The organism is Alcaligenes sp., from assembly GCF_050255915.1.
GTDB classification, from domain to species: Bacteria; Pseudomonadota; Gammaproteobacteria; order Burkholderiales; family Burkholderiaceae_B; genus Alcaligenes; species Alcaligenes aquatilis.
Genome location: NZ_JBFWIQ010000001.1, coordinates 301,013 through 325,715 on the forward strand (window position 1 = coordinate 301,013; position 24,703 = coordinate 325,715).

General features: G+C 56.5%; 22 protein-coding genes, 1 tRNA gene and 1 pseudogene. 12 read left to right on the forward strand and 12 right to left on the reverse strand.

Annotation, left to right across the window (positions count from 1 at the left end; genetic code table 11):
• Positions 1–3: 3 nt before the first annotated feature.
• Genes mdcA through AB7E06_RS01340 form a run of 3 tightly spaced genes read right to left on the reverse strand, consistent with a single transcriptional unit; the run spans position 4 to position 4,443 of the window.
• Positions 4–1,686 (reverse strand): malonate decarboxylase subunit alpha, encoded by a 1,683-nt coding sequence (mdcA, locus tag AB7E06_RS01330; RefSeq protein ID WP_264672559.1) that lies wholly within the window; start codon positions 1,684–1,686, stop codon positions 4–6.
• Positions 1,687–1,743: 57 nt separating this feature from the next.
• The gene (locus AB7E06_RS01335) at positions 1,744–3,024 is read right to left on the reverse strand and encodes an amidase (RefSeq protein ID WP_427954797.1); all 1,281 of its coding nucleotides are present in this window, start codon (positions 3,022–3,024) and stop codon (positions 1,744–1,746) included.
• Positions 3,025–3,033: 9 nt separating this feature from the next.
• Complete coding sequence (locus AB7E06_RS01340; protein WP_427954799.1) at positions 3,034–4,443, reverse strand: short-chain fatty acid transporter; 1,410 nt, start codon at positions 4,441–4,443, stop codon at positions 3,034–3,036.
• A 448-nt stretch (positions 4,444–4,891) separates the two neighbouring features.
• On the opposite strand from AB7E06_RS01340, the pseudogene AB7E06_RS01345 reads away from it, so the two are divergent.
• Positions 4,892–5,119, forward strand: a pseudogene (locus AB7E06_RS01345) (integrase); the annotation flags it as partial.
• A gap of 35 nt (positions 5,120–5,154) precedes the next feature.
• Here AB7E06_RS01345 and AB7E06_RS01350 read toward each other — a convergent pair.
• From AB7E06_RS01350 to AB7E06_RS01360, 3 genes are read right to left on the reverse strand one after another with little or no spacing between them, the layout of a single operon-like run.
• Complete coding sequence (locus AB7E06_RS01350) at positions 5,155–6,345, reverse strand: MFS transporter (protein ID WP_427954801.1); 1,191 nt, start codon at positions 6,343–6,345, stop codon at positions 5,155–5,157.
• Positions 6,342–6,761 (reverse strand): carboxymuconolactone decarboxylase family protein, encoded by a 420-nt coding sequence (locus tag AB7E06_RS01355; RefSeq protein ID WP_427954803.1) that lies wholly within the window; start codon positions 6,759–6,761, stop codon positions 6,342–6,344. Before AB7E06_RS01355 ends, AB7E06_RS01350 begins: the two co-directional genes overlap by 4 nt.
• Positions 6,758–7,741, reverse strand: a complete 984-nt coding sequence (locus AB7E06_RS01360; RefSeq protein WP_249461388.1) for an aldo/keto reductase — start codon at positions 7,739–7,741, stop codon at positions 6,758–6,760. Before AB7E06_RS01360 ends, AB7E06_RS01355 begins: the two co-directional genes overlap by 4 nt.
• A 96-nt stretch (positions 7,742–7,837) precedes the next feature.
• On the opposite strand from AB7E06_RS01360, the gene AB7E06_RS01365 reads away from it, so the two are divergent.
• Positions 7,838–8,743: a LysR family transcriptional regulator gene (locus tag AB7E06_RS01365; protein WP_427954805.1), complete on the forward strand. Its 906-nt coding sequence runs from the start codon at positions 7,838–7,840 to the stop codon at positions 8,741–8,743.
• Here AB7E06_RS01365 and AB7E06_RS01370 read toward each other — a convergent pair.
• The 3 genes from AB7E06_RS01370 to AB7E06_RS01380 form a co-directional block, all read right to left on the reverse strand.
• A complete protein-coding gene (locus AB7E06_RS01370) occupies positions 8,740–8,856 on the reverse strand; it encodes a DUF3363 domain-containing protein (protein ID WP_427954922.1) in 117 nt (38 codons plus the stop codon). The two genes, AB7E06_RS01365 and AB7E06_RS01370, sit on opposite strands and share 4 nt — an antisense overlap.
• 523 nt (positions 8,857–9,379) lie before the next feature.
• A complete protein-coding gene (locus AB7E06_RS01375; protein WP_094195896.1) occupies positions 9,380–10,150 on the reverse strand; it encodes an IclR family transcriptional regulator in 771 nt (256 codons plus the stop codon).
• Between the two features lie 136 nt (positions 10,151–10,286).
• Positions 10,287–11,135, reverse strand: a complete 849-nt coding sequence (locus tag AB7E06_RS01380) for an RNA methyltransferase (RefSeq protein WP_094195897.1) — start codon at positions 11,133–11,135, stop codon at positions 10,287–10,289.
• A 108-nt stretch (positions 11,136–11,243) separates the two neighbouring features.
• On the opposite strand from AB7E06_RS01380, the gene AB7E06_RS01385 reads away from it, so the two are divergent.
• The 3 genes from AB7E06_RS01385 to AB7E06_RS01395 are packed head-to-tail and all read left to right on the forward strand — an operon-like array spanning position 11,244 to position 14,564.
• The gene (locus tag AB7E06_RS01385; protein ID WP_009457824.1) at positions 11,244–12,035 is read left to right on the forward strand and encodes an inositol monophosphatase family protein; all 792 of its coding nucleotides are present in this window, start codon (positions 11,244–11,246) and stop codon (positions 12,033–12,035) included.
• 58 nt (positions 12,036–12,093) lie between these two features.
• Complete coding sequence (locus AB7E06_RS01390; RefSeq protein ID WP_094195898.1) at positions 12,094–13,677, forward strand: TerC family protein; 1,584 nt, start codon at positions 12,094–12,096, stop codon at positions 13,675–13,677.
• Between the two features lie 26 nt (positions 13,678–13,703).
• Positions 13,704–14,564 (forward strand): undecaprenyl-diphosphate phosphatase, encoded by an 861-nt coding sequence (locus AB7E06_RS01395; protein ID WP_094195899.1) that lies wholly within the window; start codon positions 13,704–13,706, stop codon positions 14,562–14,564.
• A gap of 1,065 nt (positions 14,565–15,629) precedes the next feature.
• On the opposite strand, the gene AB7E06_RS01400 is transcribed toward AB7E06_RS01395, so the two are convergent.
• From AB7E06_RS01400 to AB7E06_RS01410, 3 genes are all read right to left on the reverse strand, one after another.
• Complete coding sequence (locus AB7E06_RS01400) at positions 15,630–16,436, reverse strand: UDP-2,3-diacylglucosamine diphosphatase (RefSeq protein WP_395029472.1); 807 nt, start codon at positions 16,434–16,436, stop codon at positions 15,630–15,632.
• Positions 16,426–16,935: a peptidylprolyl isomerase gene (locus AB7E06_RS01405; protein WP_199827856.1), complete on the reverse strand. Its 510-nt coding sequence runs from the start codon at positions 16,933–16,935 to the stop codon at positions 16,426–16,428. Before AB7E06_RS01405 ends, AB7E06_RS01400 begins: the two co-directional genes overlap by 11 nt.
• A 169-nt stretch (positions 16,936–17,104) precedes the next feature.
• On the reverse strand, positions 17,105–17,716 hold the full coding sequence (locus AB7E06_RS01410; RefSeq protein WP_230019128.1) for a tetratricopeptide repeat protein: 612 nt from the start codon (positions 17,714–17,716) through the stop codon (positions 17,105–17,107).
• A 265-nt stretch (positions 17,717–17,981) separates the two neighbouring features.
• On the opposite strand from AB7E06_RS01410, the gene cysS reads away from it, so the two are divergent.
• The 7 genes from cysS to AB7E06_RS01445 all read left to right on the forward strand — a co-directional run bounded on the left by cysS (position 17,982) and on the right by AB7E06_RS01445 (position 24,678).
• Positions 17,982–19,433, forward strand: a complete 1,452-nt coding sequence (gene cysS / locus AB7E06_RS01415) for a cysteine--tRNA ligase (protein ID WP_395029474.1) — start codon at positions 17,982–17,984, stop codon at positions 19,431–19,433.
• Positions 19,418–20,089, forward strand: coding sequence for a DNA-3-methyladenine glycosylase family protein (locus AB7E06_RS01420; RefSeq protein ID WP_094195903.1), 672 nt, complete (start codon positions 19,418–19,420; stop codon positions 20,087–20,089). Before cysS ends, AB7E06_RS01420 begins: the two co-directional genes overlap by 16 nt.
• A gap of 26 nt (positions 20,090–20,115) precedes the next feature.
• Positions 20,116–21,081: an acetyl-CoA carboxylase carboxyltransferase subunit alpha gene (locus AB7E06_RS01425; RefSeq protein WP_042483971.1), complete on the forward strand. Its 966-nt coding sequence runs from the start codon at positions 20,116–20,118 to the stop codon at positions 21,079–21,081.
• Between the two features lie 130 nt (positions 21,082–21,211).
• The gene (gene tilS, locus AB7E06_RS01430) at positions 21,212–22,159 is read left to right on the forward strand and encodes a tRNA lysidine(34) synthetase TilS (protein WP_395029509.1); all 948 of its coding nucleotides are present in this window, start codon (positions 21,212–21,214) and stop codon (positions 22,157–22,159) included.
• A 170-nt stretch (positions 22,160–22,329) separates the two neighbouring features.
• Positions 22,330–23,583, forward strand: coding sequence for an aspartate kinase (locus tag AB7E06_RS01435; protein ID WP_094195904.1), 1,254 nt, complete (start codon positions 22,330–22,332; stop codon positions 23,581–23,583).
• Positions 23,584–23,643: 60 nt separating this feature from the next.
• Positions 23,644–23,736: transfer RNA gene (locus AB7E06_RS01440), tRNA-Ser, on the forward strand.
• A 381-nt stretch (positions 23,737–24,117) separates the two neighbouring features.
• Entirely contained in the window at positions 24,118–24,678 is a 561-nt protein-coding gene (locus AB7E06_RS01445) for a hypothetical protein (protein WP_230019130.1), read from the forward strand.
• Positions 24,679–24,703 lie beyond the last annotated feature (25 nt).

Sequence of the window (24,703 nt, forward strand, 5' to 3'; positions counted from 1 at the left end):
CCATTACCAGTTACGAAAGCGTGCCGGCGGTTGATATAGCCCGCCGGAGGCCTGAACCAGATCCCGCATGCTGCGTGCGGCCAACAGATTGCGTGTGGCCTGGCGTGGGTCTATGCCCAGATCCTGGGGGCGACGGATGATGCCGCGATCGCGCAGGTTCTCCACCATGCGGGCATCGCGTCCCAGACCTACTTGTGTGTAGCCCGCAACGCCGCGTATGGCCTGCTCGCGTTCTTCGTCGGTACGGCACAGCAAGAGATTGGCGATGCCTTCTTCAGTCAGGATGTGGGTGACATCGTCGCCGTACACCATGATGGGAGGCAGATCCATGCCGGTTTGCTCTTGCAGGGTCCAGGCGTCCAGAGTGTCTACAAAAGCGGGGGTCATGTGTTCGCGGAAGGTCTCCACAATTTGCACCACCAGCTTTTGACCACGCGGCGTACCGGCTGCACCCTGACGACCTTCGCGGGCTTGTTGACCGGCCTTCAACCAGGCGGGGCTGGTGTGGCGACGACCGCGTGCATCCGCGCCCATATTGGGTGCGCCACCAAAACCAGCAATACGGCCGAGCGTGGCGGTGGAGCTGTTGCCATGCAGGTCGATCTGCAAGGTGGAGCCGATGAACAGGTCGCAGGCGTAGTGGCCGGCCGCCTGACAGAAAGCGCGGTTGCTGCGCATGCTGCCATCCGGGCCGGTGAAGAACACATCGGAGCGGGCACGCAGATAGTTTTCCATGCCCAGCTCGGAGCCGAAGGAGTGTACCGATTGCACCCAACCGGCTTCAATGGCCGGGATCAGGGCAGGGTGAGGATTCAAGGCCCAGTGCTGGCAAATCTTGCCTTTCAGGCCCAGCGACTCCCCGTAAGTGGGTAGCAGCAATTCAATGGCGGCGGTATCAAAACCGATGCCGTGGTTCAGGCGTTGCACGCCGTACTCTGCGTAGATGCCCTTGATGGCCATCATGGCCATCAAGACCTGGATTTCGCTGATCTGGGCGGGGTCGCGGGTAAACAGCGGTTCAATAAAGTGCGGGCGTGGAGCGGGCACTACGAAGTTCACCCAGTCGGCGGGAATGTCCACGCGCGGCAGGCGGGTGGTCTTGCTGTCGACCAGCTCGTTGACCTGGGCGATGACAATGCCGCCGGAAAACGCGGTGGCCTCCACAATGGCCGGGGTGTCTTCGGTATTGGGGCCGGTGTACAGATTGCCGTGCTCATCGGCGGCCTGGGCCGCGATGAGCGCGACATTTGGGGTCAAATCGACAAAGTAACGGGCAAACAACTCCAGATAGGTATGAATGGCACCGATGTTCAGCCGTCCTGCCGAGGCCAGCCTGGCCAGGCGCGCACCTTGCGGGCCGGAAAAACTGAAGTCCAGGCGGCTGGCAATGCCTTTTTCAAACACATCCAGATGCTGGGGCAAAGCCAGCACGGATTGCACCATGTGCAGGTCATGAATCTGCGCTGGGTCGACTCCTACCAGTGCGTCGGCCAGAAAATCGGCCTGCTTCTGGTTATTGCCTTCCAGGCAGACTCGATCTCCTACTTGTAATACGGCTTCCAGCAAGGCGCTGGCTTTATCCGTGCTGCATAGTTTGCCTTGCAAAGAGTCTCCCAGTGCGCGGCGGGCACGTTGCAGTCTTTGCTGGCGGGCTTGATTCTTAAGATTCCAGTTGCTGTCCGTCATTGGGTTTCCCTGTCATACCTCTGTCGATGTGATTCGTTAAACAAGTTGCCTGGCCCTTCAGGATCGTAGTTCAGGCAGCGCGATTGTTAAGGTGCCTAGACGATGGGCAATGCGGGTGGCCGCCTCGAGCAGTAGGTCGTCCTGCCCGGGGCGGGCGGCCACTTGCAGTCCTAACGGAAGCCCGTGGTTGCCAAAACCGAGGGGCAGGTTGATGCACGGAATGCCCAGCGCCGTCCAGGCACGGCACAGCACGGGGTCGCCCGTGGTGTCGCGAGTAGGTGCCTCGCCCAGGGCAGCGGCGCTCAGGATCAGGTCCGCCTCGCCGAAGATCAGTTCGGGCTGACGCTTGACCTGGTTGATTACGGCTTGGGCCTGGGTCAGCTCGGCAGTCGGGATCTGTGCAGATTTCTCCAGATAGGTTTGTAAAGCCAGCGAGAGCTGTTCAAGGTGGTGCTGGCGTTCATGGCTTAAATGAGCCAGTACCTCAGCCCCCATGACGGCTTGCTGCGCGTAGGTCAGTTCGCCAAACAGCTTGTCCTTGTCGCTAAGCTGAACCTCAAACTGGCCATCATCCGTTTTCAGATGGCCGACGCTTGCTTCCAGTCGATCACGCAGATCCTCTGCAATATCCTCCCACCAGGGTGTGTGCAAAAAGCTCAGGCGCAAAGGGGCTTGCAGCAGGACTTGCGATACTTCTGGCGTACTGCGCAGTGCGTTGAAAACACGGCGCACATCCTCCAGGCGCTGGCCCAAAATCCCCAGGGTATCCAAAGAGGGGCTGATGGTTTTCAGCCCGCTGCTGGACAGGGCACCAAAGCTGGGCTTGAAGCCATAAATTCCGCAGAAGGTGGCAGGACGCACCACGGACCCCGCTGTCTGGGTGCCCAAGGCCACCGGAACCACATTGGCGGCCACGGCAGCGGCCGAGCCGGACGAGGAACCGCCCGGGGTATGCTCCAGATTCCAGGGGTTGCGTGTCTTGGGCGGGCTGAACAAGGCAAACTCCGTGGTGACGGTTTTGCCAAATGGCACGGCACCGGCCGCCATCAGGGCTTGCACAATGGCGGCATCCTGGGTGGGGCGGTTGTCGCGATAAATGGGTGACCCATAGGTGGCTGGCGCGTCCTTGGTATTGATCAAATCCTTGATGCCGATGACCAGCCCCTTCAAGGGGCCCGTGTTGCTCTCCTGTTCTTGGGCGATGCGCCGTACCTGCTCCTTGTCCAGATGGGCAAAGGCCTGAATCAGATCCTCGGTTTGCTCGTAGCGGGCAATCGCTGCTTCTGCCGCCTTCTGGCTGGATGTCATGTTTCGGGTAGCGAAATCATTCACAGACATGGCAAGTCCTTAGAGCGTGAAGGGGGCAATAAGAATGGCAATCGTCAACACGACGGTGCCAATCAGAAAGGCCACGACGGTAAAGCCCATGACTTGCCGTACATTCAAGCGTGCAATGGCCAGCACAGGCAGGAGCCAGAAAGGCTGGATCATATTGGCCACTGCTTCGCCAAAGGCCACTGCCATGGACATCAGGCCCAGATAGGCGGGGCTGTCCTGACCCATGGCCAAGGCCGATTGCACGGCGATGGGGCCTTGCACCCCCCAGTGTCCGCCACCGGAAGGAACAAACAGCGAGATGATGATGGAGGCGATAAAGGTCAGAAAGGGCAGGGTGTATTCATTGGCCCCGGTCACCAGCGCCGAGGACAGTATTTCCTCTAGAGCATGACCTCCTTGCATGGGGATATAGGCCAGCAAGCCCATGATGCCGCCGTACAGTGGGTATTGCAAAATCAGCGGGCCTGCTGTTTTGGCGGACTCGACAAAGGACTTGATAAAACGGATAGGGGTCCAGTGCAGCAGAGCACCGGTAACGGTGAACAGCATGATCATGGATGAGATGTTCAGCGCAAAACCGCTGCGCACGAAGTAGTACATACCCGCAGAAAAGAACAGTACGTTCAGAATCCATAGGTTTTCCAGTTTTTCGGCTGGAGTGTTGGGTTTGGTTTTGGGTAGATCCTTTTCAATATCTGCAAAGACAGCGGGGTCGGGAGGCAAGGCGTAGTCGGGTTCCATACGCCAGATTGTCAGAAACAGCAGGATGATCAGGGCCACGACCGGGATCCAGCTATAGGGCTGGAAAATGGTCAGGCTAAAAGGCACCGTCATGCTGGTCAGTTGATGGATGACGTTGATGGGGCTGTTGGGGTCAGTATTGGCCAGGGCAATCGAGCTGGACAGACCTTGAGTCCAGAGCAGGTAGCCCATATAGCCCGAGGCAATCAGATAACCAAAGTGGACATGGGGCAGGCGGCGGGCAACCTGGCGTGCGACCAGGGCGCCAGCAACCAGCCCCAGGCCCCAGTTCAACAGGCAGAAGATTGAACCTACAGCAAAGCACAACAGGGCACCCTCAACTTGGGTTCGGGCACGGGATGCCAGCCAGATAATGGCGCGTTTTAGCGGTGGTGCTTCGGCCAGGGTGTAGCCTGTCACCAGAATCAGCACCATTTGCAGAGCAAAGGTAAAAATACTTTTAGGCCCCCATACCCCGCGATACCAGGCATCCACCATTCCTCCGGGGGTGGCACCATCAACAAACAGGGTAATCAGTCCTACAACCAGCAAGCTCAGGATGACGGCGAACAGATAGGGGTCCGGCATCCACTTTTCTACGTAACGCACGCAGATATTGGTAAAGCGGGTCAGCAAGTTTGGCCTGGGTTTGGCCGAGATGGTAGCAGTGGTGTTCATAATGAACTTATCCTTGTTTTTGTCTCCCCGACCTGGCTAGTGGGTCGGCTTCTGGATTCGGATGCTGGATACACAGTCCCGCTAGCGCGTACTCCTCGGTGTTGACTGTTGCCTGTATCTCGCCTTCCTTGTTTTTATGGCGTGCCCCTTAGGGGGCTTATCGTTGTGCCCACAAGATAGCGACAGGCCCGGCAGGGGATCAATAAAGCAAATGTCGGTTTATTTACGCGCGGCGAAACGATGGCGCGTTAACCCTAGGGAAAGAGAGGGGGGTGAGCCTGTGGACAGGCAACGGCGGCTATAAGGCCGGCAGTTTTCCCTGGTGTGGAGATATTTAGCTAAAACGAACGGATTTGAGGATCAGTTTGAATGGGGGCAGGGCGCTGTTTGAAACTGGGCGGTTTTTTTTGTTTCACCATGACTCCAGTGCCGCATTTCGTTGGACTGCGCCGACGCGAACCGCGTCATTCGCCGCATGTTCAATCTGGTCGAAGTTTGGGGCTATCGGCCCGGCAGTACCAATCCGTGCCGCCACGTTCCGATACTCCCCAACGGCAAGGCCACCCACCTCAGCAGCGACCAGGGCATGGGCAAGTTGTTTCGCCAACTGGACAAGACTGAGGAGCTGGAGAACGCCGTCATCCTGCTGGCAGTGCGGCTGCAATTCGAGTTTGCGAGTCCTCTTTGGCTTTTTTATTGAGACCCGCCAAGCTAAGAAGTGGGCGCTTTTATTAATATCACCGGAATAAGACTGGCTGCCATTGCACTGCCAACAATGACCATCAATCCACTCAGGCTTGTCATGGACAGCACTATTCCTCCCAGCAGCGCACCTGCGCCAATAGCCGCGTTAAAAATGGCGACATAGATGGCTGAGGCGGGCATCGCTGACGATCCGGCCAATCTCAATATCCAGGTTTGAAAGCCGACAAAGACGATCGCGACGCCAGCACCCCATCCCAGCAGCAGCACACCGACGATGAAGGCAGAGCTTGCAACGGGTAGGCATCCGATTGCGAGTACGCTTGCGGTCATCAGTGCCAAGGAGATCAGAACCAGACGCTTGAGATGACGGTCAATCAACTTCCCGGAAATCAAGTTACCCACGATGCCTGCGATGCCGAACACCAGTAGTAGCGTGCTGATGAGATTGACACGAATGCGCAGAGCACTTGAAAGCAGAGGCTCGATAAACGTAAAGGCAGCGAAGTGAGCGGTGATTGCGCAAGCCGTCGTCAGATAGATTCCCTGGAATGTTCGATTTTTGAGAACGCTGGTCAGTGCATCCAGGCCGATGGATGTTGACGCCGACAAGCGTGGCACGCTCCAAGCGATGGCGATGGTCGCTACCAGAGACAGTGCCGCTATCACCATGAATGCCGTTCGCCATCCATCGAGTTGAGCCAGCAGGTTGACCAGTGGTACACCCAGCACACTGGCAACGGATACGCCACCGAAAATAATCGACGTTGCCAATCCAACCTGCCGTGCGGGCACTAATTGCGCACCAATGGAGCCAATCATTGCCCAGAAAGCGCCGTGTGCCAGCGCCCCTATCATCCGCGCCCCCAGAAGCATAGAAAACTGTGCACTGAAAGCTGCGATCGCGCAGGAGACGGTCAAGACCAGCATCAAGCCGACCAAGAGCGGTTTGCGTGGCACTCGCCCCAGGAAAATGGCGGATAGCAGCGCAGTAAGCGCTGCTATCCAGGCATACGCCGTCACGATCAATCCTGCCTGGCCTTCAGTTTGTCCAAACTCGGTCGCCAACGGCGAAAGCAAGCCAATCGGGGCTAGTTCAGTCGTCACGATAGCGAATGCGCTAATGCCAAGCGCAATGAGAGCCAGCCAGGTGCGCCATGAAATGCTCTCCTGATTTGGAGGGGACGCGAACTGATTCATGCTGTCCCTCCAGTTGCTGGGCTCTGCTGGGCCTGTGCATGTGAGGCAAACGCTTTCCGTGCTGCACTGATGCCATTCATGCATGCCGGGACACCTGCATAGACGGCAATCTGTAGTAGGATTTCCACGATTTCGTTCCTGCTGACACCGACATTCAGTGCGGCCCGGATATGGAATTCGAGTTGCCCCGGTGCGTTGCCCATCGCCATCAGTGCAGCGACGGTCAGCATTTCGCGGGTGCGCAAGTCGATGCCTGGGCGCGATACTACATCGGTAAAGGCGAACCCCAGCACCAGTTCGGCAAAGTCGTCAGACAGTTCGTCGAGGTTTCTGGCGACCTTTTCGGGGGCCTGCGGGTCAAGTTGGGCCAGCAACGCAAAAGCCTGCTCGAGCCGTTCAGAACGAGGGCTGCTCATGCGTTGACCCCTTTCATACCTTCTTCGGTATAGCGGTCTCCGGCGACTGGTACTGCGTCGAGCGCACGCCTCAGTTCAGCCAGATCCTCTGGCTCCAGGCGAACCGATAACGCGCCCAAGTTGTCCTGCAGATGGGCGACGCGACGCGTACCAGGAATGGGCACGATGTCATTGCCTTGAGCCAATAGCCATGCCAAAGCGATGTGTGCCGTCGTGCATGTCTTGCGCACGGCGATGGATGAAATGACATCGACCAGAGAACGGTTGGTGGTGATGTTCTCTGGCTGGAAGCGTGGCAGGCTAGCGCGAAAGTCGCCTTCCTCGAAGGTCGCATCTTGCTGGAACCGACCCGTCAGAAAGCCGCGCCCCAATGGCGAATAAGCCACCAGGCCTATACCCAGTTCGCGGCAGGTCGGGAGAACCTCGGTTTCCACGTCCCGTGTCCACAACGAATATTCGGTCTGGACTGCTGCCACTGGATGTATGGCATGCGCACGTCGCAGGGTGGCCGCGCTGACCTCACACAAGCCGATACGTGCGACCTTACCTTGCTGTACGAGTCGGGCCAGGCCCTCCATCGTTTCTTCAATCGCCTGTGCAGGGTCTATTCGATGGACGTAGTACAGGTCGATTTGCTCGACACCAAGGCGACGCAGCGAGGCTTCACAACATTTCTGTGCGTAATCTGGGCTGTTGTCGATGCTGCGTCGATATTCGCCGGGCCTGCGCACGATGCCAAACTTGGTCGCAATCTGCACCTTCGGTTTGCGTGTCGCAAGGAAGCGGCCTATCAACTCTTCGTTGTGATGTGGGCCATACATGTCGGCGGTATCGAGGAAGTCCACGCCCATGCCGATTGCCTGACCCAGCAGATGTAGCGCCTGCTCATCGTCGCGCGGGCCATAGAACTCGCTCATGCCCATGCAGCCAAGGCCGAGGGCGGAAACCTCCAGATCGTGTCCAAGCTTTCGTCTTTGCATTGCACTTCCCCTTACAAGATGGGGGAAGTATGATCTTCCAAAAGTGATTGGAAAATAGATAAAATAGGAATCTTATTTTCCACATTCGGAAAACAAATGAATGCTCAAATCCAATGGGATGACGCCCGTATCTTTTTGGCTATTGCGCGTGCAGGCACCTTGAGCGGTGCGGCCACCGCGCTTGAGATGGGCGTTGCTACCGTGTCACGGCGACTGGATCGCCTGGAAGCGGCGCTAGGCGTACCGCTGTTCAGCCGACATCAGAGTGGCTACAGCCTCACGGATGATGGTGAAGCCCTGCTGGAGCATGCTGAAGCACTGGAACATGCCGGGCAGGCTTTCGGAGAAGCCGCACAGCAGCAAGGGCAAGTGGCTGGATGCGTGCGCCTTGCCACCGCAGAGAATCTGGCCAACGCGCTCATCGTCCCCTCGTTGCCGAAGCTGTTTGCCACCCATCCTGAGCTGCGTGTGGAGATCGTCAGCGGTGTACAGACCGTGAACTTGCACCGGCGGGATGCCGATCTGGCTGTGCGGATGGTCAAACCAGAAGCGGGTAACGTCACGATCAAGCGCCTGGGCACCCTGGGATTCGGCCTTTACGGCGCTCGTGGATACGTCGATGCGCGTAGCGCCGGAGCTGATGCGGCCACCTTCGATGACGATAGCTTCATTGGCTGGGCCGAGTCCCATAGCCATCTGCCGGCCGCAAAATGGATCGCTCGCATGTTGCGAGGACGACCGTGCCAAATGAAAGCCAACACGCTGTCAGCACAGATGGCTGCCGCGACGGCTGGCATTGGGCTGGCGGTGCTCCCGCACTTTCTGGCCCGACAGGCGGGGCTTATCTGCCTGCTGTCCGAACTGGGGGCAGATCAGCCAATCTGGCTGGCTATCCATTCCAACCTGGCGCACTCAAGGCGCGTCCGAGCAGTCGCCGATCATTTAATCCATGTATTTGAAGAACAACGATCAGAACTCGTCGGCCGTGTCCCCGAGCGCTAGAGACTTCGACCACGTTGCTTTCCAACATCCCAGGACACCCTGCTGGCGCACACCGTCGTGGCGAGTTGCCGCCCCAGCCGTTGCTCGATCGTTGGCCGCCATGGCACAAGGATGAACCCATGTCGTAGCCCAGTATCGCGTAGCGCGCACGGGCTAGGCCGGTTACACGTTTAACCATCGGCGATAGGTCGATGTTTCCGACTTACTCCGGCGGCAATGTCCTGCGCGGCCTGCCTCAGAGTGCGTTGCTTCAAAGTTTCCTATCACGATGCCCCTATGTGGCACTCAGCACATTGAAGGCAGAAAACGGGAAAGGGCCGGGAACTCGCCTAACCCATTGCCCTGTATGAGCTATTGTTCCATTGCGCCAGCAAGAAAAATCTTGATAGTGGACATTTTCCAGGAGTCATCTTGGGATGGGTGCTGCTTGGGAAGGGGCCAGGCTTGTCGTCGGCGTAGTTTCCCTCGTTTTGACAGGCTGGGCTTGGGGGAGCCATCTGTGTTGATTGGAAAAGCAAGCAGAGGGAATAAGGGCGGGAGAGTAAAAAAGCAGTAAAAAAGCACACAGGGAGCGCCGTGTGCTGATGAGGGTTTTAACGGTCCCAGCACCGCTCAGAGACGGAAATCCACCCAGGCCTAAAACTTGTCGGCCACGGAATCCAGGGCCTCGCGCAGTAGACCGGCAATTTCTTTTTGACGCGGCGCAGGCATGCGTTCGGTAATCGCCGTGACACTCATGGCCAGAATGGGGCGGCCTTTGTGGTCGCACAGGGCGCAGCCCACACCCAAGGCACCGCGCACAGCGTAATTACCGACAACCGAGTAGCCGCGAATGCGGGTATTGGTGACCAGTTGGCGCATCTCGCGCTGGGTCATGCCGCCGTACTGGTCCAACTGATTGGCATTGCGCTCGATAATTTGCTCGATGGCCTCGTCTCCCAGTGTGGCCAGATAGGCCATGCCACCGGAACCTACGCCCAAGGGCTGACGCTTGCCGACATAAGTGGCCAGAATCTGTACCGGGTAGGGGCCGATTTCGCGCCATAGGCTAATGGAGTCGTCGCCATCGCGGCCCACCAGAAAAACGGCATCGCCGGTCAGTTGCGCTAGCTCTTGCATGATGGGCTGCATGATGGTGACTCGCGGGTCCAGCCCAAACAGGCCCTGATCCTGGCGCGTGGCACTGTAGCGACGGCTATGGCTGCTGTTCTGGACCAGCCCGTGATCGATCAGAGCGGCCAGCAGCCGGTAGATGGTGGGGCGCTGTAATTGCGTGGCGCGTGACAAGTCAGTGACGCTCAGCCCTTTGCCTTGATGATTTTGCAAAGTCTTGAGCACCAGCAAGCCGCGTTGCAGGGTACGCGGCCCAGCCTGATCCTGCGGTTCTACGGTCTCGGGAGTGTTCATGCTTGAAAACAGCTAATGCTTACCGAAAAGTAACTCAGTAAGAATATACGCCAGCCGAGAAAGTGTCCACTGTGTGATCGCTCATTTCCGGTAGAGCCCCCTACAAGCAGCGGGCAAGTGGGGCGGAGCGCAAGCTTTAGCGCTGTTCCGGGCCGGCCGATTCGTCTTTACGCTGCTCGGGAATAGGGTGACCTGCCGTTTTCGCGGTCTTGATCATGGCGGTACACAGGCCGCGCAACATATCGACTTCGTCCAGGCTGAGTTGGGCTCGCCCAAACAAGTGCTGCATGCGGGGCACCAGTTTTTTGGGATGCTTGGGGTCCAGGAACTTGACGCTTTCGATAGCTTGTTCCCAGTGTTGCAGCAACGCTTGCACCTTGGCTTGAGGCGCCAGTTCCTTGCCGGGGTCTGCCTTGCCATCGGTATTGGGCAGGAGGCTAGCACCACTTTCAGCCAGCAGGGCGTAGCGCAATTCCCAGGCGGCCAGTTGCAAAGCCTGGGCGACATTGAGCGAACTGTATTCAGGATTGGCTGGAATATGGCAGACGTACTGGCACTGGCTGATGTGATCGTTGGTTAGGCCCACGCGTTCGGTACCCAGCACAATGGCCACTGTGCCGGCGTGCTGGCGCAGATGTTCACGGCTCAGTTCGGCGGTCTGGCGTATATCGGCGGCTGGCGGTCCCAGGTAGCGGGGGCGGGCAGTCAGGGCAAAAGCCAGGGTGACCGGCTCCAGCGCATGCGCCAGGGTAGGCACAATCGTGGCCTGCTCCAAAACGTCTACGGCACCGCTGGCCAGTGAGATTGCCTGAGGGTTTTGTGCAACGTCCGGGTCGAGCGGGTCAACCAGACATAAGTCGCCAAAGCCCATGGTTTTGATCGCTCGCGCCGCTGCGCCCACGTTTCCAGGGTGGCTGGGTTGCACCATAATGAAGCGAACCCGGTGAAAATTATCATCAAATGCCGATGCTTGCGTCTGAGTCATTTAAAATAGCTACTTTGAAGCTACGCTTCCTGTGTCTGCTCACGCGATTTTGCCCTGCAACAGGGCACGCCAGGCAGGCTCAATTATTGTTAAAAAAACGGAATTTCCATGCACCCGATGCTCAATACCGCCATCAAGGCGGCTCGCCGTGCCGGCACCATTATCTCTCGCGCCAGTCTAGACCTCCAGCACCTGTCGGTTGCGCGTAAAGGCCCTAAAGATTATGTCACGGAAGTGGATCGCGCAGCAGAGGAAGCCATCATTGAAGTGTTGAGCGAAGCCTACCCCGATCACGGTTTTATCGGAGAGGAAACGGGCGAGCGCCCACCGCTGGAACCCGCAGGCGAAGGCACCCCTGAATACCAATGGGTCATTGATCCGCTGGATGGCACCACCAACTTTATTCACGGCTTTCCGTGCTACGCGATTTCAATTGCATTGATGCACCGTGGTCAGGCTGCCCATGCCGTTATTTACGATACCAATCGCAACGAAATGTTCACGGCCAGCCGTGGCGGTGGTGCTTTCCTGAACGACCGTCGTATTCGTGTATCGGGCCAGACTCGTTATCACGATGCCTTGATCGGTGCGCACGTGCCAGATTCGGGCGCGGGCGTGAAACCCACCTCCCCATTTGCCGATATGCTGGCCGAATGTGCGGCTGTGCGTCGCGTGGGTGCAACGGTTTTGGATTTGGCTTATGTGGCCGCCGGCCGTCTGGATGGTTTCTGCGCCGTCAACCTGCAACCCTGGGATTTGGCCGCCGGCACCTTGCTGGTGACTGAAGCGGGTGGTCTGGTCGGCGACTTTGAAGGCGAGCAAACCTGGAAAGAAACCGGCAATGTGATTGCCGCCAGCCCGAAGATCTTTATCCAGATGCTGTCGCACCTGCAAGATTAAGAACCTAGACCCCGGCACCGCCGGGGTGTTCTTTTAGTCACAGCGCCAAGGAGCTGAGATGGAGTGGTTGATGGACCCGACCGTTTGGGTTGGGTTGCTCACACTGGTAATTCTGGAAATTGTGCTGGGCATCGATAACCTGGTGTTCATTGCAATTTTGGTCGATAAGTTGCCGCCCGCGCAGCGTGATCGTGCTCGTGTGCTGGGCCTGTCCTTGGCCCTGCTGATGCGTCTTGGCCTGTTAACGGTCATGTCTCATCTGGTGCAGTTGACTGATCCTTTGGTATCCGTGTTTGGTCTGGATTTCTCAGGTCGCGATCTGATCATGATAGTGGGCGGCTTTTTCTTGCTGCTCAAAGGTACGCTGGAGCTGCACGAGCGTATTGAAAACCGCAGTGCTCACGCCTCCGGGTCGCGCATGTATGCCAGCTTCTGGGTCATCGTGGCGCAGATTGTGGTGCTCGATGCCGTATTTTCTCTGGATGCGGTCATTACGGCCGTGGGGATGGTCGATCACCTGCCTGTCATGATGGCGGCGGTGATTATTGCCATTGGCATCATGCTGGTGGCCTCCAAACCGCTGACGGCTTATATCAACAGTCGGCCTACGGTAGTTATTTTGTGCCTGGGCTTTTTGTTGATGATTGGCTTTTCCTTGCTGGTCGAAGGCTTTGGCATACATGTACCCAAGGGTTACTTGTATGCGGCCATTTCCTTCTCCATCCTGATCGAAATGTTTAATCAGTTGGCGCGTCGCAAGCTGCGTATGTTGCAAGCGGGTCGCCCCATGCGCGAGCGTACGGCCGAGGCTGTGCTGCGCATGTTGGGCAAGCGCCCCGCTTCGGGAGAGGCGGCCATTGGGCCGGATTTGCCAGGGGCATCGGCACAAATGGTATTTGGCCAGGAAGAGCGCAATATGGTTAGCGGTGTGCTGACCTTGTCCGAGCGCACCGTGCATTCGGTGATGACGCCGCGTAATGCCATTACATGGGTGAATATTCAGGACTCCCCCGAAGTTCTGCGCGACAAAATGACACAGGAACCTCATAGCATGGTGCCGGTCTGTCGTGGTTCGCTCGATGAGGTTATTGGCATTGGTCGAAGCAAAGAGTTACTGGCAGATCTGCTGATTCATGGTCATATCCGTGTGGATCAATTGCGTCAGCCAGTCTTTGTGTATGAGTCCATCGGAATTTTGGACTTGATGGAAACCATCAAGCAAAGCCGCGGTCAATTGGTCCTGGTAACGGACGAGTTTGGGGCGATTGAAGGGCTGGTGACGCCCTTGGATATTTTCGAGGCCATTGCGGGTGACTTTCCCAGCGAGGATGAAGCCCCCGATATTGTTCAGGAATCCCAGGACCACTGGCTATTGGATGGCTCCACGGACCTGCATCATCTGGAACAGATGCTGGGCGTGGATGGACTGGTGGATGAAGAGGAAGAATACGCCACCTTGGCCGGCTATTTGCTGACGCGTTTTGGACAGTTACCCAAGGTCGGTGATGTCTGTGAGCTTGAACAGCGCGATGCCGTGTATCGCTTCAAGGTTCAGGAGCTGGAGGGGCGTCGCATTTCCCAGGTCAGTTTGGAACGCGTGCCCTACGACGATGAACAAATCGATCCCTTCTTGGCATCTTAATTTTTATTGGCTTTGATTCACACAACATGACCGAGCAAACCATTTATTTGTTGAAGGCCCTGTTTCTGGGGATTGTTGAAGGTATTACTGAATTTATTCCTGTCTCCAGTACGGCACACTTGCTGATATTGGGTTCCTGGATTGATTTTTCCTCGGGCGATGCCAAGGTGTTCGAGGTGGTTATTCAGTTTGGTTCGATTTTGGCCGTGGTTTGGATTTTCCGTGCGCGTCTGATTCAACTGATCATGGGAACCTTGCGTGGTGATCGCACCGAGATGATGTTCACCCGCAATCTGCTAATCGCCTTTTTGCCCGCTGCGGTGATTGGTGCCTTGACGATTCAATACGTGAAAGCCTTGTTCCATCACCAGATTGTGTTTGTGTTCACACTGGTGCTGGGGGGCTTGTTGATGCTGTGGGTCGAGCGCAAGCCACAGTATGCAAAGCACACGGCAGACGGCGATCAGGGTGAAACTGCCACTTCGCAAAAGGCCACGGCCTTTGCCTTGGAGCAGATCACCTGGAAGCAGGCTTTGGTCGTTGGTTTTGCCCAGTGCATTGCCATGGTGCCAGGTACGTCGCGTTCGGGGGCGACGATTATCGGCGGTATGCTGGCCGGTATTCAGCGCAAGACGGCCACGGAATTTTCTTTCTTTCTGGCTATGCCAACGATGTTGGCCGCCACGGTCTATGACCTGTACCGCAACGGTGCGTCCTTGAGTACAGATCAGAGCAGCGCGATTATTGTAGGCTTTATTGCCGCTTTCTTTAGTGCGCTGTTCCTGGTGAAGGCGGTGCTGCGCTTTGTATCCAGCCGTACTTATCGACCCTTTGCCTGGTATCGGATTGCCCTGGGTGGAGTGTTGTTTGTGTGGCTGATGACGTAGCCCGTTGTCGCTTTAGACGTTTGGAGATCCCCGCTTGGCTTAGCTGTCGGCGGGGATTTTTTTTCAGGGAAGTTCAGTAAATAGCCTCCTTCCACGCACACACTCTACCTACCTACCTACCTACCTACCTACCTACCTACCTACCTACCTACCTACCTATCTATCTATCTACCTATCTGTCTGTCTCTTGATGGGTGTGCTAACTGGATAGGCACTTTTTTGGCGATAGTTGTGTTCAAGGGTTAGTTAGCAAATAGCGGGTTTGTCGCCAGCTAGTTGATCTGGCCTGGCTTGGCTTTTGATACGCTGCTGCTGAGGGGAGTTTGGTCTCAGCAAGACGCCTCTCGGTTCGTCTCCCCCGGTGTCCGGGCTGACTACTTGCCGGTGCTGCGCACCGGTACCCTTGTCAGTGTTCGGATACGGGCGCGCCCTTAACTCGCGGGGTGTCTTGTCCCCTGGACAAGACACAAGCGCCCCCCTCAAACAGAAGGGCGCTTGCATCCCGTATCCGAACACCGCCTGCGGCAAGCTGTCTAAACCGCCCCGGATACCGGGGGAGACGAACCGAGAGGCTCACAGTGAGGTGGGGGCAAGCAGCCTTGCGTTATTCATGGGCTGTTTTGTTGCAGGACTCCAGTTGTTGACTGTCACTTGCTAGGAAGCAGGAGAAGGCATCTTGGCCGCAAGAAATACGGTCTCTTTTGTGTTTTTGAGGGGGCCGTTGGGTTCGATGGGCGAGTCAGGGCTCTGGCCGCAGGCTTTTGCAGTATCCAGGATGCAAGCCCTGTGGTGTTTGAGCGGGGCGTTTGTGGTTCGTCCGGGGGACGAGCCACCCCGCGAGTTCACAGGGCGCCTGGATACTGCAAGAGACCAGGGAACCCGTGCACAGCACGGGCCGGAGACCCGCCAAGTCGAGCCCAACGGCCCCCTCAAAAATGCTTATGCAGCCACCTTGATTCCTGCGGCCTGTCGCTGTCGCTCACAAGAAATAAGCAGTTTCTCATCCCATGAACGGACGAAAAAACCCAACTTAAAACCAACTGCCTATAGCCGGAGTCAACGAAGTCAAACTTGCTGAGGTCCCAGTGTCTGGCACTGATCCTTTTTACCCCATTGGTGCAAACAAAGCTGTGTGCCTTCAATACTGATATAGCCGCCACGCCGTTCTTCTTTAGAGAAGTCAGACTCCCAATCCGGCAGTACCCATCGGCGTACCGGTTCAAAGCCGGGAATGTCATGCACGGCGGGTCTATGTGTGTGGCCATGCACCATGGCGTGCACAGAGTGTGCCTCGCAGGCCGCGACAATCGCCGCAGGCTGCACATCCATAATCTCTTTGGATTTGTATTGCTTGCCGCGCTGGCTACCCGCACGGGCAGAGTCTGCAATACGTTGGCGCAGGCTTAACGGGCAGGCCAGGTACAGCTTTTGAAGCCAGGGTTTGCGTACCCAATAGCGAAAGCGTTGATAGGCCAGATCGTCCAGACAATACTCGTCACCGTGGGACATCAAAATCAAACCGGCAGAGGTATCCAGGATCACTTGATCCGGCAAGAGCGTGGCGTGGACATGTTGGGCGTAGGCCTTGCCCAGTAGGAAGTCACGATTGCCACGCATTAAATAAAGCGGATGTTGCTGCGCAAAAGAGCGCAGCGCCTCACTGACTTGAGCAAGCCAGGGAGCAGGGTGGGCAATTTGATCGTCACCGATCCAGGCATTGAAAATATCACCGCCCAGAATCAAGACGTGTGCCTGATGCTGGGCGGAGTGCAGAAACTGCAGGAAATCCTGGACGGTGTCTGGATTGTCCGGACCCAGGTGCAGGTCCGCAGCAATCCAGATAGTGCCCGCAAGCGTGAGCTTATTCGACAAGCGTGGCTTTTTCCAGAACGACGTCTTCAACGGGCACGTCTTGGTGGAAGCCCTTGTTGCCCGTGCGCACGGTCTTGATTTTGTCGACCACATCCATGCCTTCGATCACGCGGCCAAATACGGCGTAACCCCAGCCATTGGCGGTCGGTGCGGTGAAGTTCAGGAAGTCGTTGTCAGCCACGTTGATGAAGAACTGAGCCGTAGCCGAGTGTGGGTCGGACGTACGAGCCATGGCCAGGGTGTACTTGTCGTTCTTCAAACCGTTGTCGGCTTCATTTTTGACAGGAGCATTGGTCGATTTTTGCTTCATGTCGGCCTCAAAGCCACCACCCTGGATCATGAAGTTGTTGATCACACGGTGAAACACGGTGCCGTCGTAAAAACCGCTGGACACATAGTCCACAAAGTTGGCAACGGTGTTGGGGGCTTTTTCTGCGTTCAGTTCGATCAGGATGGTGCCCTGATTCGTCTGCAGTTGGACGCGTGGGGAGGTGCTCATAGAAGTGCCTTCAGAAGAAGTGGAAGAATCTGCTGCCATAGCCGGACTGCTCATCATAGGCATAGCCATACAGGCAGCAATAAGCAGGGTGCGCAAGCGACGAGCCTGATCACACCATTTAAATGTGCTTGCAAACATAAGAGAGGGACAATCCCGTCAAATAAAAATCTTATTGTTGCAGAATTTGGCCAGTTTGTTGCGCGCGCTGGGCTGCTTTGGGCACACCGCTGGCGGCGGCTTGACGATAGGTGTCATTGGCCAGCATCAATTGGACTTCACCCATATTGGCGCGAGCCAGTGCGTAGGACGGATCGGCGGTCAAGGCCATTTTCAGGGCCTCCAGTGCCATATCCAGCTTGTCTTGTGCAATGTACTCAGCCGCCAGATTATTCCAGGGCTCGGGAAGCTCCGGATAATAGGTGGTCATATCCTGATAGAGGCGGATTGCGCCATTATGGTCACCACTGGCCGACAGGGCACGTGCTTTCAAAAACAGCAGTTGTACATTGGCCCCGGGTTCGCCACGGTCTTTGCGCTGCTCCAGCTGTTTCTCAATAGCTTGCAAGGCGTCAGCATGACGGCCTTGGGCAATGAGGGTGCTGATGCGCTGACTGATTTGAGCTGAGCTAAGCGGCAACGAGGTATCCACACTGGGCGCGAGCACGTCCAGTGCACGGGCCAGTCCCTTCCAGCCACGTTCAGGTTCGGGGGCGATATCGAGCAGGGGATCGTTCACCCGCACGGCGGGCGGGGGTAAATCGGGCAAGGATTGGGCGCTCACGTTGAGACCGAGGGCCAGCAAAAAGGCCAGGGTGCACGGAGCGAAAAACCGAGTCCGTCTAGGTGTACTGAGCACAGAGGGGGCGCCTATAAAATCTGGCTTGAAGACCAGGAAGGTTGGTAGATTGCTGCCTTTAACGAGGTCTGCTTGCTATACTTGTTGACCATCATTCTAACCTTGCCTCTTGCCGGGCGGGAAATACGGAACCTGATCCAAGGGCAAATTGTTCTGGCACAAGGTTCCGATTTTATGACGATTACAGGCCATGTTGCGCATTTATAACTCGTTGTCACGCTCTAAAGAGGTGTTTTCTCCGGTTGAACCGGGCCACGTACGTATGTACGTCTGTGGTATGACGGTGTACGACTTCTGTCATTTGGGGCATGCTCGTATGCTGGTCAGTTTTGACGTCGTGCAGCGCTGGCTGCGAGCAAGCGGCTATCGCGTCTCGTATGTGCGCAACATTACCGATATTGATGACAAGATCATCCGCCGTGCCGTCGAGCGCAAGCAACTGATGTCACAAGTGACGGACTTTTATATTGCGGCCATGCATGCCGATGAAAAGGCCCTGGGTGTGCAAAGTCCCGATTCGGAGCCGCGTGCTACACAGTACGTGCCCGATATGCTGGGCATTATTGCCAAGCTGGAAGAGAACGGTCTGGCCTACCAGTCCGAGGACGGTGATGTGAACTACGCGGTGCGTCAGTTCCCCGGCTATGGCAAATTGTCGGGCCGCTCCCTGGACGATCTGCGTGCCGGTGAGCGTGTGGCCCTGAACTCGGCCAAGCGCGACCCCCTGGATTTTGTGCTGTGGAAGGCGGCAAAAGAAGACGAGCCTGCCGAATCCAAGTGGGAATCGTCCTATGGTCTGGGCCGTCCGGGCTGGCACATTGAGTGCTCGGCCATGAGCAAGGCACTGCTGGGTCAGCCCCTGGATATTCATGGCGGTGGCCCGGACTTGAAGTTCCCCCATCACGAAAACGAAATTGCCCAAACAGAAGGTGCCTTTGGTGGCCAGTTGGCCAATGTCTGGATGCACTGCGGTCCCCTGATGGTGGACTCGGAAAAAATGTCCAAGTCCCTGGGCAATTTCCGTCGCATCCGCGATACCGTGGCTCCTGAAGGTCTGGCCGACGAAGAAAGCAGCTACATCGCCAATCCGCGTGAAGCGGAAATGCTGCGCTTCTTTATTGTGCGCAACCATTACCGCAGTCTGCAAAACTACGCGCCGGACAATCTGCGCGACGCCCAACAGGCGCTGGATCGTCTGTACCAGACCTTGCAACACGTTCCTGCGGCCGAAGTGGACATTGATTGGACTCAAGGCCCTGCGCTGGCTTTTGCCGAAGCCATGAATGACGACTTCAATACCGCTGGAGCCATTGCCGTCCTGTTCGAGCTGGCTGGTCAGGCCAACCGTGACAAGGATGCGCAGGCAGCCGGCTTGATGCGTGCGCTCGGTGGGGTGATTGGTCTTTTGCAAGTGGAGCCGGCCGTTTATTGGCGCGCCAGCACACGCTTTGGCCAAGCGGGCAATGTGGCTGGTGCCGACTCCTTGAGTGATACCCAGATTGACGCGCTGCTGGCTGAACGCAGCCAGGCTAAACAGAACCGGGACTTTGCCCGTGCCGATGCTATTCGTGATCAGCTTAAAGAGCAGGGCGTTGAGCTGGAAGATCGGCCAGGTGGAGCAACACAATGGCGCAGGGCCTAAACGGCGTCCAATCCGGCCCCCAAGTTCGTTTGGTGGGCAAACCTGATTACTGGGACGACGCGTGCGCCCAGTTGATGAGGCGCGATCGTATCTTGCGCAAGCTCATCCCCCAGCACGGCGACTATTGTTTGCAACATCAGGCACCGGCTTTCACCACCTTGGTGCGCTCTATCGTGGGCCAGCAACTGGCCTCGCGTACAGCGGACCAGTTGTGGCGTAAGCTGCTGGACGGTTGCGGTCAGGCGCTCTCGCCCAAACTGATTGTGGAACTGGGCTACGAGGCCTTGCATGGGTTGGGTTTGCCCAAACGCAAGGCTGAATACATTGTTGATTTGGCGACGCACTTTGATGCTCGTAAAATCGACCCCCAGGCATGGCAGTCCCTGTCTGACGAAGCCGTTATTGCTGATCTGTGCGCCATTCGTGGCGTGGGTCGCTGGACGGCAGATATGTTTCTGATTTTCAACTTGCACAGACCCGATGTTCTCCCTTTGGATGATGCGGGCCTGCTCAAGGCAATCTCTCTGCACTATTTCAGCGGCGAGCCGGTATCCCGGTTCGAGGCGCGTGAAGTTGCCCAAGCGTGGGCACCGTGGTGCACGGTGGCCACCTGGCATCTGTGGCGCAGTCTGAACACAGTTGCGGTACGATATTAAATTAGGCCTAAACCTTAAGAACCGACATGCGAAATACATTCCTGGAATTTGAGCAGCCTTTGGCCGAGCTCGAAGGCAAAATCGAAGAGCTCCGCTACGTGCAATCTGATTCCGCTGTGGATATTTCAGAGGAACTCAGCCGTCTGCAGCAAAAAAGCCAGACGCTGGCCAAAAACATTTACGCCAAGCTCACGCCTTGGCAAACGGCCCTGGTTGCTCGCCATCCGCAACGTCCCTACACGCTGGACTATGTAAACCAGATCTTCTCGGACTTTCATGAGTTACATGGCGACCGCATGTACGCGGATGACCTGGCTATTGTGGGTGGTCTGGCCCGTTTCAACGGCACACCGTGCATGGTCATTGGTCATCAGAAAGGTCGTGATACCAAAGAGCGCGCCCGCCGCAACTTTGGCATGCCGCGCCCCGAAGGTTATCGCAAAGCCTTGCGCCTGATGCATCTGGCAGAAAAATTCGGCATTCCGGTTTTCACGTTCGTGGACACCCCCGGTGCTTACCCCGGTATTGGTGCTGAAGAGCGTGGCCAGTCCGAAGCGATCGGCCATAACCTGTTTGCCATGGCCAAACTGCGTGTGCCTATCATCTCCACCATTATTGGTGAAGGCGGTTCGGGCGGCGCGTTGGCCATTGCTGTGGGAGATGTGGTGTCCATGTTGCAATACTCCACCTACGCCGTCATCTCGCCCGAAGGTTGCGCCTCAATTTTGTGGCGTAGCGCGGACAAGGCTCCTGTGGCGGCTGAAGCGCTGGCCATCACTGCCCCGCGTTTGAAAGAACTGGGTCTGGTTGATCGCGTGATCAATGAACCTATCGGTGGCGCGCATCGCGACCCCACTATGATGGCACGCCAATTGGGCCGCGCTTTGGCTGACGCCTTGCGTCAGGTCTCAGGCCTGAGCACCGAACAATTGCTGGCGCAGCGTATGGAACGTCTCTTGGCCTACGGGCGTTATCAGGAAGTTCGTGCCTGATCCATTGTCTTCCAGTCAGCTGGGGGGCTTTAGCCCCTCAACCCCGCTGCTGGAGGCGCTTGATCATCACCTAAGTTTTAAAAGTGGCGATAGTGTCGCTGTTGCCTTAAGTGGTGGTGCGGACTCGGCAATGCTGGCGGTACATGCTCATCTTTGGGCCAGCCGCCGCAACGTCACACTTCATTTTTTCCATATTCATCATGGCCTGCAAGCCATTGCCGATCAATGGCAAGCGCATGTGCATGATTTGGCTGCGCGTTTGCAGCGACCCTGTCACAGCTTGCGGGTCCAGGTGCAGTCCCGCCGACTAAGCGCGGATGGTATGGAGTCTGCCGCGCGTGATGCCCGCTATCAGGGTCTGGCTGAACTGGCGCATTTTGTTGGCTTGCAGCATGTGCTGCTGGCTCATCATCAGGACGATCAGGCTGAAACCGTTTTGATGCGTTTGCTGCGAGGCACGGGCACAACCGGCCTGGGTGCGATGGCTCCCCATATGCAGCGCGATGATCTGAATTACTGGCGACCCTGGCTGGAACAGCCCAGGGCTCTTATTCTTCAAGCCAGTGAAAATTTTGCAGCGGCCACAGGCTGGCACGCAGTGCAAGACCCTACCAATATCAATCCTGAGTACATCCGTGGTGCAGTGCGCGACTTGCTCACGCCCGTGCTGGATGCACGCTGGCCGGGTTGGCAACGCCGTTTGCAACGACAAGCCCAGTTAAGCCGCGAGACGCAGGACGTATTGGACAGTGTGGCCCGCCAGGATTGGCAAGCTCTGGAGCCGGATGAGGCAGGCCGCAGTTTCAGCCTGAGCGCCTGGCGTCAGTTGGAACCGGCCCGACAAAGCATGGTGATCCGTTATTGGTTGCAAGCGCAGGGTGCGGGTTTACCCACGCATGCTCGTCTGGCGGAGTTGTTGCGTCAGCTGCGCGGTGTCCATGCCCAAGGTCACGACAGAAATTTGATATGGAAGCAAGGACCGAATCTGATCCGCTGTGTGCGTGGTCGGGTGCAAATTGAATCTGCCTGCTCAGGTGAGCAGAAAAACAGTCTGGGGGCAGATCAATCTAACAAGTAAGTAGTTTGGGGTGGCCTGTGGCAGGAGCGTGGGCTATGGTGTTGAGTCGGCAAAGTATGTGTTTTTTGCGTGCGTATCTGGTAGAGCCTGCGCTTGGGGCACAGAAAGTCGTTAAAATAGTCGGGTTTTGTGTCTATCCCAGACCTTAGCCCTTTGATGCAGAGTAAAAGATGTCCCTGATCGTACATAAATATGGCGGCACGTCGATGGGCTCGATCGAGCGCATCCAGAATGTGGCGCGTCGGGTTGCCAAATGGCATGCCGCCGGGCACCAAGTTGTGGTGGTTCCTTCGGCCATGTCCGGTGAAACCAACCGTTTGCTAGGCCTGGCCAAAGAACTGAGCATTCAGCCTGATCCGCGCGAGCTGGATATGCTGGCTGCCACGGGTGAACAAGCCAGTAGCGCTTTGTTGGCCATGGCTTTGGCTGCCCAGGGCGTTCCCGCCCGCAGCTACGCCGGTTGGCAAGTTCCCGTTAAAACCGACAATGCCTACACCCGTGCCCGCATTAGTTCTATTGATGACACCCGCATCCGCCAGGATTTGGACGCAGGCCGTGTGGTCGTTGTGACCGGCTTCCAAGGTGTGGATGAAGAAGGCAACATCACGACCTTGGGTCGTGGCGGTTCGGACACCTCTGCGGTGGCGATGGCCGCTGCCATGAAGGCCAGTGAATGCCTGATCTTTACCGATGTGGACGGTGTCTACACAACTGACCCACGCGTTGTGCCAGAAGCTCGACGCATGAAAGTGCTGTCCTTTGAAGAGATGCTGGAAATGGCCTCCTTGGGCTCCAAAGTTCTTCAAATCCGGTCCGTGGAATTTGCTGGCAAGTACAAGGTGCCTGTGCGCGTCCTGTCCTCCATGACCGACCCCATGATTCCGCTCGAAGAAGAAATGTCTTCGGGCACGCTGATTACTTTCGAGGAAGACCAAAAAATGGAAGCTGCCGTTGTCTCTGGCATCGCCTTCAGCCGTGATGAAGCCAAATTCACCCTGCGCGCCGTCCCTGACACCCCCGGCGTGGCCTATTCCATTCTGGGCCCTATCGCCGCAGCCAACATCGAAGTCGATATGATTTTGCAGAACCTGTCGGTTCAAGGCACAACTGACTTCTCCTTTACCGTCAGCCGCAACGATGCGCTGCGCACCAAGGAACTGTTGATGAACCAGGTCGGTCCTGCTGTGGGCGCTGGCGAAATCGTGTTTGACGAAGCCGTGTGCAAGGTGTCCATCGTTGGTATCGGCATGCGTAACCATGCTGGTATTGCCAGCTCCATGTTCCGCGCCTTGTCCGAAGAGGGCATCAATATCCAGATGATCAGCACCAGCGAGATCAAGACCTCGGTCATCATTGCTGACAAGTACATGGAATTGGCCGTACGTGCTCTGCACAAGACGTTCGAGCTGGATCAGGAAAAATAATCCCTATAGCTATTTGCATTGGTTTTTTAAAAATGCTATAGTTACTTCTTTCCTAGAGCTGGAGACGTGGCCGAGAGGTTGAAGGTACTCCCCTGCTAAGGGAGCATACGGCTTATACCCGTATCGAGGGTTCGAATCCCTCCGTCTCCGCCAGCTGAAATTAAATTAAGCCCTTGTTTTCAAGGGCTTTTTTTATTGCCCGCCGCTTGTTCGTGTGTGCCCAAGCCTGCCGGGAAAGAGCGATCAGGCACGTTGTCGACGCTGCGTTCAAGCTTGTTCCGAAGCCAAAATAAAAAAATAATTGTTACCTTTATTCTGGGACAGAGTGAAGCCAATTTCACGGATAGTCCGGCTGACAAATTTCAGACAGTATGGAATTCAAACAGGGCAAGTCTTTTTAGAGCAAGACTATTAAAGAGTGAAATGCTGTGTCGTTTTTGGCACAGGCCAAGAAAAGCAGTGAATCTCGTGCTTACAATCAAACAAAGTGTTTTGCGTCGTTCAAGACGGCTGTCTTGTTTTTTAGGGCGAGCGATGATTAAACGAGTCCTCTGTATCTGTGGCATGGCCTTGATGGGCCTGCCGTTTTTGGCGTCCTCAACTGAGCTGGCATTGGATGACCAGGTCGTGACTCGTTATGTGCAAAGCCTGCACGATATTTTGCCAGTGCTCCAAACGGTAGAGCGCAGCGAGCCTGTTTGGGATGGGGGGCTGCCCGACGGTTTTCCTCCTGTGCTCGATGTCACTCAGATAAGGCGCGGTTCGGATCTGTACCGCCAATTAAACAGCCTGACGCAAAAGCATGGGTTTTCGGGGCTGGAGCAATGGGACGCTGTGGGGCAGCGTATTTGGCTGACGCGTCTGTATATTCAAGAGCGCGAAGATCTGGACTTGGTCTATGAACAGTTAGACGCGCTGGAGGCGGCTTTGCGTGATAATGCCCGCCAATACTCTACTGCCGAGCTGGAGCAGTTAATGCGTACTTTCCAGATCAGCAAAAATCATATTTTGCGCTTGATTGCCACTCGCAGTGATGTGCCTCCTGTGCAGGCGCATATGCCTGATCTGGATGCGGCCTTGGCTTCTTTGGAATAAAGGCGCAGGCCGCGTATCGCGCTGC